10 protein-coding genes, 1 pseudogene and 1 riboswitch are annotated in these 10,339 nt (G+C 67.2%); of the genes and pseudogenes, 4 read left to right on the top strand and 7 right to left on the bottom strand.

Annotated elements, in window-relative coordinates; genetic code table 11:
• Together AACH06_RS20510 and AACH06_RS20505 are read left to right on the top strand one after the other, a co-directional pair.
• A pseudogene (locus AACH06_RS20510) lies at window positions 1-183 on the top strand (methyl-accepting chemotaxis protein); the annotation flags it as partial.
• A gap of 366 nt (window positions 184-549) precedes the next feature.
• Window positions 550-1,275: a YecA/YgfB family protein gene (locus tag AACH06_RS20505; RefSeq protein WP_341427625.1), complete on the top strand. Its 726-nt coding sequence runs from the start codon at window positions 550-552 to the stop codon at window positions 1,273-1,275.
• Between the two features lie 14 nt (window positions 1,276-1,289).
• On the opposite strand, the gene AACH06_RS20500 is transcribed toward AACH06_RS20505, so the two are convergent.
• Entirely contained in the window at window positions 1,290-2,582 is a 1,293-nt protein-coding gene (locus AACH06_RS20500; RefSeq protein ID WP_341427624.1) for an Hsp70 family protein, read from the bottom strand.
• 145 nt (window positions 2,583-2,727) lie between these two features.
• On the bottom strand, window positions 2,728-4,047 hold the full coding sequence (locus AACH06_RS20495; protein ID WP_341427623.1) for a D-amino acid dehydrogenase: 1,320 nt from the start codon (window positions 4,045-4,047) through the stop codon (window positions 2,728-2,730).
• A gap of 338 nt (window positions 4,048-4,385) precedes the next feature.
• Between AACH06_RS20495 and AACH06_RS20490 the strand changes: the two genes are divergently transcribed.
• The gene (locus AACH06_RS20490; protein WP_341427622.1) at window positions 4,386-4,604 is read left to right on the top strand and encodes a hypothetical protein; all 219 of its coding nucleotides are present in this window, start codon (window positions 4,386-4,388) and stop codon (window positions 4,602-4,604) included.
• A 48-nt stretch (window positions 4,605-4,652) separates the two neighbouring features.
• Here AACH06_RS20490 and AACH06_RS20485 read toward each other — a convergent pair whose 3' ends face one another.
• The 3 genes from AACH06_RS20485 to AACH06_RS20475 all read right to left on the bottom strand — a co-directional run bounded on the left by AACH06_RS20485 (window position 4,653) and on the right by AACH06_RS20475 (window position 7,042).
• Complete coding sequence (locus AACH06_RS20485) at window positions 4,653-5,075, bottom strand: universal stress protein (protein ID WP_341427621.1); 423 nt, start codon at window positions 5,073-5,075, stop codon at window positions 4,653-4,655.
• 63 nt (window positions 5,076-5,138) lie between these two features.
• Complete coding sequence (locus tag AACH06_RS20480; protein WP_341427620.1) at window positions 5,139-5,969, bottom strand: metallophosphoesterase; 831 nt, start codon at window positions 5,967-5,969, stop codon at window positions 5,139-5,141.
• Window positions 5,970-6,097: 128 nt separating this feature from the next.
• Window positions 6,098-7,042, bottom strand: a complete 945-nt coding sequence (locus AACH06_RS20475; protein WP_341427619.1) for an alpha/beta fold hydrolase — start codon at window positions 7,040-7,042, stop codon at window positions 6,098-6,100.
• 135 nt (window positions 7,043-7,177) lie between these two features.
• Window positions 7,178-7,335, top strand: a riboswitch (FMN riboswitch).
• Between the two features lie 93 nt (window positions 7,336-7,428).
• On the opposite strand from AACH06_RS20475, the gene AACH06_RS20470 reads away from it, so the two are divergent.
• Entirely contained in the window at window positions 7,429-7,953 is a 525-nt protein-coding gene (locus AACH06_RS20470) for a 6,7-dimethyl-8-ribityllumazine synthase (RefSeq protein ID WP_341427618.1), read from the top strand.
• A gap of 41 nt (window positions 7,954-7,994) precedes the next feature.
• On the opposite strand, the gene AACH06_RS20465 is transcribed toward AACH06_RS20470, so the two are convergent.
• A complete protein-coding gene (locus AACH06_RS20465) occupies window positions 7,995-9,167 on the bottom strand; it encodes an ABC transporter permease (protein ID WP_341427617.1) in 1,173 nt (390 codons plus the stop codon).
• Window positions 9,168-9,174: 7 nt separating this feature from the next.
• Window positions 9,175-10,332: an ABC transporter permease gene (locus AACH06_RS20460; RefSeq protein ID WP_341427616.1), complete on the bottom strand. Its 1,158-nt coding sequence runs from the start codon at window positions 10,330-10,332 to the stop codon at window positions 9,175-9,177.
• Window positions 10,333-10,339: the final 7 nt, after the last annotated feature.

Below are 10,339 nucleotides of genomic sequence, written 5' to 3'. Positions count from 1 at the left end.
CAGAGCTCGGGCATTGGCCAGGTGAGCGGGGCGGTGAGCCAGCTCGACCAGATGACGCAGCAGAACGCGGCCCTGGTGGAGCAATCGGCCGCGGCGGCCGAAAGCTTGAAGGGCCAGGCGTCCCGCCTGGCCGAGCTGGTGAGCGTGTTCCGCCTGCAACGCGACGCAAACTACGTCCATTGAGCCGCTGAAAGCGGTTGAGAGCTCAGCTTCCGCGCCTTCGCTCAGCGCATCGGAAGTGAACGCCCGCCGCACATCCCCGGGATGTGCCTGGCAAAAAAAACGACCCAGCCCGTGAGGGCTGGGTCGGTGCAAGTCCTCAGAGAGGACGTCGTTGGGCCGTTCGCCTGATGCACCACAAGATGCATTCAGGGCATGAGTGGCACTCTAGGTGGGCAATGTCGGGTGAGCTATCCCCTGATTGGGGGATGCTTTACCCCCAGCCGTCGCGTTGTGCACAAAAGGTGCAAGCCAGTGCACAGTGGCGGTGATCCCCGCGCACCGACAGGTTGATGCGCCGCGGCGGCCAACGGGCGCGACAATCGCCGGATGGCCGCACCTGCACCCGAATCTTCTCCCGCACTGACCGACGCCGAGTTCGCCGCGCTGGAGCGCTGGCTGGACCGCATTCCCGCGCCGGCCGAGCCACTGGACGTGATGATGCTCGACGGTTTCCTCTGCGGGGTGCTGCTGCAGCCCAAGGCGGTGCCTGAGTCGCAGTGGTGGCGCCATGTGGTGGATGTGGACGGTCGTTCGATTCCGCTGGGCTTCGACGACGAACCCTTGCGCGCGCTGGTGCGTCGGCGTCATGCGGAACTGGATGCCGCCATCCGGGACCGTCAGTGGTTCGATCCCTGGGTCTTCGAGCTGGACGATGACGAAGAAGACCCGCTCGAGACGGTGATGCCGTGGGTGGCCGGTTTTGCCACTGCGATGGAATTCTTTCCGGCGTTGATGCGAAGCGATTCGCCGGAGGTCGCCGAGCCGCTGGCGGTGCTCTACCGCAGCTTCGACCCCGACGACCTGGAAGACGCCGATGACCTCCTCGCGCTGATCGAGGAGTTGGAGCCACCAGCCGATCTGGCCGAGGCCGTCGAGGGCCTGGTCAACAGCGTGCTGCTGCTGGCCGATGTGACGCGGCCGCTGCCCAGCACCCGGCCCGCGCGACCGGCATCGCACCGGCCGCGCCGTCCCGGCGGCGCAGGCCCGCGCGGTGGTGGGGCCGGCTCCGGCCAGCGCGGGCCGCGCTCGTCAGGCGGCGGTTCCAGACGGTGAAGTGCGCGGCCTGATCAGGCGAACACCCGCTGGGCGTGCAGGCCCAGACCCTGTGCCACGCTGGCGAGCCGGTCGCCTCGCACCGTGCGGGCCCGGCTGAATGGGGCCGCGATGCGCAGTGCCAACGGTGCCAGGCCCGTCGACCCTCCGGTGAGATAGACCGCGTCGACTTGCTCTGGCGCCACGCCGGCCATGCGGGCGGTCTCGACGCCCGCTTGGACGATGCTCTCCAGGTCTGATTCGATGGCGGCCATGGCCTGGGTTTCGGCCAGCTCGGCTTGCAGCCCGTATTCGAGATCATCGAGATCGATGGCCACGACATCGCCCTCGCGGCCATCGGCCACGGCGATCTTGGCGGCTTCAGCCTTGCCCATCAGCGCATGGCCCAGGCGCTGGTCGACGATCGCCATCAGCCGCGCGTGCAGTTGCGCATCGGCATAGAAGCTGCGCATGCGCCGCAACTCCATGGTGCGGGCGGGCGTGTAGACCGTGTTGATCAGGTGCCAGGTGGCGAGGTCGAAGTAGACCTTGCTCGGCACTTCGCGTTCAGCGGGGGCCGGGCCGCGGGCCTTGTAGCCGGCCAGCGGCAGGATCGCCGCCAGTTCGACATGGCGGTCGAAGTCGGTGCCGGCGATGTGGACGCCGTGGTTGGCCAGGATGTCGTCGACGCGATCGACACGGCGCGCACGCTCCGGGCTCACTCGCACCAGCGAGAAGTCGGACGTGCCACCACCGATGTCGGCCACCAGCACCAGTTGCTCGCGGTCGACGGTGGCTTCGAAATCCAGTGCCGCCGCGATCGGCTCGTACTGGAAGCTGATCTCTTCGAACCCGACTTGGCGGGCCGCCTCTTCGAGGGCCGCCTGCGCCTGCGCATCGCGCTCGGGTTCGCCATCGACGAAGTACACCGGGCGCCCCAGCACCGCGCGCACCAACGGCGCACCGGCCTGGGCTTCGGCGAGTGACTTGAGGTGCCGAAGGTAGCCCGAGATCACATCGAGGAACCGCACCGAGCGCCCGCCGCCGACATCCGTGCCCTGGTCGATCAAGGACGAGCCCAGCACACTCTTCATGGATCGCATCAGCCGGCCATCGTGGCCCTCGACATAGGCGGCGAGCGCCTGCCGGCCATACAGCCGCTTCGGGTCTTCGTGGGGCGCCGTGCCCTCGAGTGTGTAGAACACCGCGGTCGGCATGGTGCGTTGACCCGGCTCGACTTCGACCAGCGCGACGCGGTCGTCGTGGTCGGGCAGCGCGATGGCGGAATTGGAGGTGCCGAAGTCGATGGCGCAGTAGGCGTGGTGCATGGCGACTCGGGCGCAGGCGAATGAAAAGGGGCGCGGACTGTATCACCCTTCGCTGGTGGCCCTCGGCACAGGCCTCGCCTCGAACAAAAAGGGCCGGCAAAGGCCGGCCCGATGGGTGTTCGTGTGGCCTTGGGAGGCCGGATGCTCAGCGGGCTGAAGGCGCCAGCGCCACCTGGGGCCGGCGCTGGGGCAGCTCCGGGCCGCAGAAGCCGAAGTTCAATTGCGGACGCTTGCCGCTCATCAGCTCGGCCAGGGCGCGGCCGGAGCCGGCGCCATGCGTCCAGCCCAGCGTGCCGTGGCCGGCGTTGAGCCACAGGTTGGCGAGCTTGCTGCGGCCGATGTAGGGGATGTTGGTCGGCGTGCTGGGGCGCAGGCCGGCCCAGTAGTTCGGCTCGGACAGGTCGGCCACGCCGGGGAACAGCTCTTCATAGCGCTTGACCAGGGCCGCGCAGCGCACCTTGGCGGTGGCGCCGTCCAGGCCGGTGTCATAGCCCGCCATTTCGGCCGTGCCGGCGATGCGGATGTGGTCGCCCAGGCGCGAGATGGCGATCTTTCGCGTATCGTCCAGCAGGCTGACGACACTGGCCGCCTCGGGCTTCTTCAAGCGCAAGGTGGCCGAGTAGCCCTTGGCGGGGTAGATGTCGAGATCGACGCCGATCGGGCGCAGCAGCGGCGCCGTGAATGAGCCCATCGCGGCCACGAACTGGTGGCCGCGAACCGTGCTGCGGGCGCCGGTGCGCTGGCATCCGACGTGCACGCCGGCGATCTCGCCACCGGCCAGATCGAAGCCGAGGATGTCGTGCTCGTACATGAACTTCACGCCACGCTCGCGGCACTTCTCGGCCAGCTTCTGTGTGAAGACCTTCGCATCGCCCGATTCGTCGCTGGGCGTGTAGGTGCCGCCGTGGATGTTCGGGCCGAATGCCGACAGCGACGGTTCGACCTTCAGCACGTCTTCGCGGCTCAGCACGCGGCGGTCCACGCCGTGCTGTCGCATCAGCTCGGCACCGGCAGCGCCGGCTTCGAAGTCTTTCGCCGAGGAGAAGAAGTGCAGGATGCCGCGTTCGAGGCGGTTGTATTCGATGCCCGTCTTGTCGACCAGGCCCTTCAGCGACTCATGGCTGTAGGCGCCCAGCGCGACCAGCTGTTGCACGTTGCGCGCGAAGGCGGCGTCGCTGCACTGCAGCAGGAACTTCACACCCCAGCGCCACTGGTACGGGTCCAGCCGGGGGCGGAACAACAGCGGGGAATCATCGCGCAGCAGCCACTTCATCACCTTCAGCGGGGCGCCGGCGTTGGCCCAAGGCTCGCAGAAGCTGACAGAGATCTGTGCGCCGTTGGCAAAGCTGGTTTCCAGCGCCGCGTCGGGCTGACGGTCGATCACCGTGACGTCATGGCCCTCTTCGGTGAGGTACCAAGCGGTGGAAATGCCGACGATACCGGCGCCGAGAACGATGACCTTCATGTCGTGGGGACTGCGTGGATGCGGGATGGACGCGATTCTCGGCAGTCAGCCACTCAAAATGAAGCTGTACTCATGAAATTCACGCTTCATTAGTCTTGCTGATGAATATCGGGCCGGCTGCGAGCGTGCGTTTCGATGGCCTAACTATCAAAGTCAGTGGCTCGTCGGCGTCGTTCGTGAGGCCTTGCCATGAAGTAGTTCCACCCCTCGTGGCGCAGGCGAAACGGCCCGAAGAAGGCGCGTGCAAATGCCGCAACTGCACCCCTTTACCCCCTGAAATGGAGGTAACGAAATTCTTCAACGCGTCGAAACTGAGAGCAACAACACCGGAGGCCTCGATGTCCAAAGCCGCTCAACCCAGCCTGCTGCGCCGCCTGATCGGTCGTCGTACGGCGTCTGTGCCGGACGTGGACCCGGCCGACATGGGCACGGCGATGGGGCTCGATTTCTGCCTCGACGAACCGCCGGCCGATGTGGTGGCCGCCACCACCTTGGCCCAATCGGGCCGGGCCAGTCTGGCCCAGGTGGGCTGGTTGCGGCGCCTGGGCGCCAGCTGACAGCGCTTCAGCAACAGCGCCGCGTCAGCGCGGCGCGCGAGGTGGGCCTCAACGCACGAGCAGCACCGGCGTCTCGCAGTGCGCCATGACCTTGGTGGTCACCGAGCCCATCACCAGCTTGCCCAGCGAGCCGTGCCCGTGTGAGCCCATCACCAGCAGGTCGAACTTGCCCTTGTTGGCCACGGCGGCGATGTTGTCTGCTGCATGGCCGATCTTCGCCACGAAGTTGGCGTTCAGCTTTTGCTTCGCGAAGAACTGGCGGATCGGCTTGAATACCTTCTCGGCCTCGGCCTCGTAGTAGGCGGTCAGCACCGCCTTGTCAACCGCCGACGCAGCGCGCGGCGGCACGGCCATCACTGAGTGCACGACGGTGTAGTCGTGATGATCTCCCAGCCATTCGTCGTGCGCGGCCAGGTAGGCCAGCATGCGCTTGGTGTAGGGGCTGCCATCCACGGCGACCAGGATCTTCATGCCTTGCTCCTCATAGTCTGGCTCGCAGTGTCGCACTCGCCTGCGTGGCAGGCTTGCGTTGCATCAATCGGGCCGGGGCAGGTCGATCGCGAACAGGGGGTCGAATCCCTCTTGCTCACCCTTGCTGAAGTAGCCGCGCGGGTTGGCGAACACTTCGCAGCGCTGTTCGCGGCCGGCCAGGTATCGGCTGGGGCAGTGCAGGTGGCCGTGCAGCCACACATCGGCGTGGTCGAACAGTTCGTCCAGCGCGTTGCAGAAGCCGGCCGTGCCGGGCGTCAAGCCGTAGCGCGGGTCGGCGCTGGCGAGGCTGGGGGCGTAGTGGGTGACGACCACGGTGGTGCCATTGAAGGCTTGGGCCAACGCACCACGCAGCCATTGCTGGCATTCGAGCGCCACCTGCCGCCACTGCTCGGCCAGCATCGGCTCGCCGAATTGCGTGGCGGTGAAGTGCTTCAGGTAAAAGTTCGCGGCGCGGTAGGCCTTCTCTCGCGCTTGCAGTTGCTGGGTGACCGTGCCTTTGCTGGCCGCCAGTGCATCGAAGTCGCTCCACAGCGTCGTGCCGACGAAGCGGATGCCGTCGATCACACGCACCTCACGTTCCAGCCAGATGATGCCCAGCCGCTCGCAGGTCTCGCGCAGCCGCGCGTGCGCATCCGCGAAGTCCAGCCCGTCGTACTCATGGTTGCCCGGCAGGTAGATGACCTGCTTCCATGGGGCGTCGGGCTGGCCCGGCGCAAAGCGGCCGAGGCCAAAGTCGGTGTCGGTCAGGCGAGAGCTGGCCTGGTACGAGCCGATGTCGCCGGCCAGCACCAGGGTGTCGGCCCCGGGGGCGGCAGGCAGCATGAAATCGGGATACCGCTCGAGGTGCAGATCAGAGGCAAGTTGCAGACGCATAGCCCCTGATGATCCCAAATCACGCGGGCGGGGTGTGGTGGCGACGCGTCAGAGGCTGAGAGTTTTCGGCGGTGCCGAAAGGGGGTTGGGGGATTCAAGACGGGCATGGGCGAAAGACTCCCAGCCTCTCAGCCCGCCTCGCGCAGAAAGGGCAAGGCGAGCGACAACATGGCCTCGGGAGCCTCTTCGGGGATGTAGTGGCCGCTGTCGATCGCCTGGCCGCGCACGTCAGCGGCGACCTGCCGCCATTCGGCCAGCGGATCGAAGCAACGCTGGACGATGCCGCGCGCGCCCCACAGCACCATCATGGGCATCGGCAGGCGCAGACCGCGGTCTCGGTCGGCCTGGTCGTGTTCAAGGTCGATGGTGGCCGCAGCGCGGTAGTCTTCGCACAAGGCATGCGCCGCCCCGGGCTGCTGCAGGCAGCGGGTGTATTCGTCGAGGGCACGCGGGTCGAACGGGGTTGCGATCCCTGCGGAGGCCGGGGTGGCAGACGCCGCCTGCTGCTCACCCGCGCGGCGCGCACCCATCAGCTCGCGCACATAGGCGCCAGGGTCGGCCTCGATCAGGCGTTCGGGCATCGGTGCGCGCTGGATCAGGAAGAACCAGTGCCAGTAAGCGCGCGCGAAGGCCTCGGTGGTCTGGCGGTACATCGCCAGCGTCGGTGCAATGTCGAGCAGCACCAGCCGCCGAACCGCCTGGGGGTGGTCTGCCGCCAGCCGGTGCGTGACACGGGCGCCACGGTCATGGGCCAGAACCGAAAACCGGTCGAAGCCCAGCGCCTGCATCACCCGCAGCATGTCCAGCGCCATCGCGCGCTTGCTGTAGTTCGCATGGTCTGCATCGCCTGGTGGCTTGGACGAATCGCCGTAGCCGCGCAAGTCCGCCAGCACCACGGTGAAGTGCTCGGCGAGCCGCCCTGCCGCGCGGTGCCAGATCACCTGCGTTTGCGGGTGGCCGTGCAGCACCAGCAGCGGTGGTCCTTCGCCGCCGATCCGCGTGTGGATCTCGATGCCTTCGGCGGTGTGGATTCGCTGGGCGCGAAAGCCGGGGAAGAAGTCGCTGCTGCTCATCCGCGGTGCCTTTCATCGTGCGGTGGCGAAGTCGCCGATGCTACGACGGGCCGTGCGGAAAGGTCTTCCGCGGCGCACGGCAGACGTGCCGGCGGCGCAGGCCTACACTGCACGCTGGCGGCATTTCGGTGCCGCCAGCGTTCTCAGGGCGGGGTGGAATTCCCCACCGGCGGTGATGGCGGGGCAACCCGCACGAGCCCGCGAGCGCCTGGGCACCTCCCGGTGTCCAGGGTCAGCAGACCTCGGTGAGATCCCGGGGCCGACGGTCACAGTCCGGATGAAAGAGAACTGCTGCGGCCGACACCGCCTGCTGCCATGCAGGGCCACGGTGTCGGCCGCGCGTTCGTGCGCCCTGATTCTGGCCAACGTCTATGCAAGGACTCACCATGAATCAGCTCATTGCCTCTTCCAAGCTCCAAGCGCTGAGCCGCCCGATGCGGCCGGCGGCGCGCATTGCCACGATCAGTGCGTCGTGGCACCGCGACATCGTTCAACGTGCACGAGATGCCTTCACCGCCGAGCTGGCGCGCGAGGGTTGGCCGCCGGGCGGCGTCGAGACCTTCGATGTCCCCGGTGTGTTCGAGATACCGCTGCTGGCCCGGCGCCTGGCGCAGACCGGCCGCTACGAGGCCATCGCCGCATTTGGCTTTGTCGTCAACGGTGGCATCTACCGGCACGACTTCGTGTCGACGGCGGTGATCGATGGGCTCATGCGCGTGCAACTCGACACCGGCGTGCCGGTGCTTTCAGCGGTGCTGACGCCGCACCACTTCCATGAGCACGAAGAGCATCGGCGCTACTTCAGCGAGCACTTCGTCGTCAAAGGCACCGAAGCGGCCCAGGCGGCGTTGAAGATCGTCGCGCTGCATCGAGACCTGGACACGCTCGAACGCGTCGACGCGCTCGTCTGATCCAGCCTCGATCCCCGGGGCGCCTAGCCGCCTCGGGCCTGTCAGGCCGCGCGCAGGCAATCGACGATCTTCATCCGTGACGCGCGCCACGCCGGGATGAAGCCGCCGACAAATCCCATGAACAGCGAGAAGGCCAGCGTCTGCGCCACGATGCCGGGTGTGAGCTGGAACTGGAAGGCCAACTCGGCGAAGGTCTGAAAATTGGTGGTCGAGATGCGGAACACCTGCATCGCGCTCGCCGCCGCGAGGCCGAGCACGCCGCCCACCACGCTCAGTAGCAGACTTTCCGTGAGGAAGGCGATCAGCACGGCGCTGCGGCGAAAGCCCAACGCGCGCAAGGTGCCGATCTCGCCGGTCCGCTGCGCGACCGCCGCGAACATCGTGATCATCGCGCCCACGATCGCGCCGATCGAGAAGATCACCGACAGCACGGTGCCGAGGATGCGAATGAATTTCGCCAGGCCCTCGCTCTGTTCCTCATAGAAACGGATCTCCGGCTTCGCGTCCACCTGCAGCCGCGGATCGGCTGCGATGGCGGCCTGCGTGCGTTCGAAACTGCTGGCGTCGGCCAGCCTGAACACCACGGTGGAATAGGCGCTGCGGCGGAACGACTGCATCATCAGGTCGGCATCGCCCCAGATCTCGGAATCGAATGCGGTGCGGGCCGCATCGAAGCTGCCAACGATCAGCCAGTCGCGCCCTCCAAAGCGCAGCGTCTGGCCCACCTGGCAGCCCTCGAAGCCCGTGGCCACCGACCGGCCCACCACCACCTCGGCCGTACCGGGGCGAAACCAGCGCCCCTCGGCCAAGCGCACCTGAGGCCGCAGCGACGGCCCGGCGGTGCCCATGCCGCGCATCGTGATGTTGCTCGGCTTGCCGGTACCCGCCTTCGGCAGCGAGTTGAGCACCACGGTTTCTTTCGACAGCAGGCGTTCACCGCTGCGGCCGGTGGCGATGCCGGGCAGCGATTCGAGGATGCCCGCCTGCAGGCGATCGACCCCGCTGTTGATCTCTGCGCCAGCGCCCTTGCGCAGCACCAGCACGTTGTCGGGCTGGCCGGTGGCCACCAGCGTAGCGCGGATGCCTTCGCTCATCATCAGCACGGTGGCGAAGGTGTAGACGACCAGCGCCATGCCGGCGGCGGTGAGGAAGGTCGTCACCCGGCGCACCCAGAGGTTGCGGGCGATGTAGTGGAGCGGCACCACGGTCATCATCGCGGCCTCATCCGATGTGCCTCAGGCCCTGGACGATGTCGATGCGGCTCATGCGCCAGGCGGGCCACGCGGCCGCCACCAGCCCCACAAAGGCCGCTGCGCCGGCTTGCATGGCCACCGTCGACGCCTGCACCTGGAACACCGGCAGGAACGAGCCCAACGCACCGGCGATGGCCCCCACCGCGGGGAAGGTGGCGGCCAGGCCGAGGCCGCCGCCGATCAGTGCGATGAGCAGACTCTCGCCGAACAGCAGGCGCACCACGAAGCCGGGCGAGAAGCCCAGCGCCTTGAGCGTGGCGTACTCGGCCATGCGCTCGCGCGCCGTCATCGTCATCGTGTTGGCCATCACCACCATGATGATGACGATGATGATGTAGCTCACCGCCTCGATCGCCGCGAGGATGGCTTCGCTCATCGACACGAAGCTCAGCTGGAAGGCCGCCTCGGTTTCGGTCAAGGTCTCGGCCGAGGAGTTCTTGAACAGCGCATCCACCCGCTGCGAGATCAACGCGGCGTTGTGCGGCTCGTCGATGCCGAGCACATACACACCGACGAAGTCGGCCCGGGGGCCGAACCTCTTGCGCATCACCTCGTTGATGTACTGCCAGTGAAACAGCATCTGAGATTCATCGGTCTTGGCCTCGGCGCCATCCCAGATGCCGCGCAGCGTGAAGCTCCAGTCGCCTGAGTAGATGGTGCCGCGGATGGGGATCTGGTCGCCCACCTTCCAGCCATAGGTGCTGGCCAGCTTGCGGCCTACGATGGCACCGCGCCGGTCGCGCAGGAAGGCCTGCTTCTCGTCTTCAGACAGCCGGTACTCGGGGTACAGCTTCAGGTAGCTGGCGGGCTCGACCGCGAACTGCGGAAAGAAGTTGCGCTCGGTCTGGTACACGCCACCGAACCAGTTGGCCCAAGAGATGGTGGTGACGCCGTCGACCGCGCGCAGGCGCTGCGAGTAGCTCAGCGGCAGTGGGAAGGTGAGCGATACCGCGCTGCGTGTCACCAGCCGCGTGCTGGAGCTGGCCGCCACACCGGCGTACCAGGCATCGACCAGCGTGCGCAGCAGGCCGAAGGCGCACACGGCCACCACCAGCCCGACGATCGTCAGCCCGGTTCGCAGCCGGTGCCTGAAGGCGTTGCGCAGCAGCAGCTTGAGCAGGAACATGAGGCGG

The sequence above is a fragment of the Ideonella lacteola genome, from assembly GCF_038066555.1.
Classification (GTDB): Bacteria; Pseudomonadota; Gammaproteobacteria; order Burkholderiales; family Burkholderiaceae_C; genus Ideonella; species Ideonella lacteola.
This window is presented reverse-complemented; position numbering and strand designations above follow the sequence as displayed.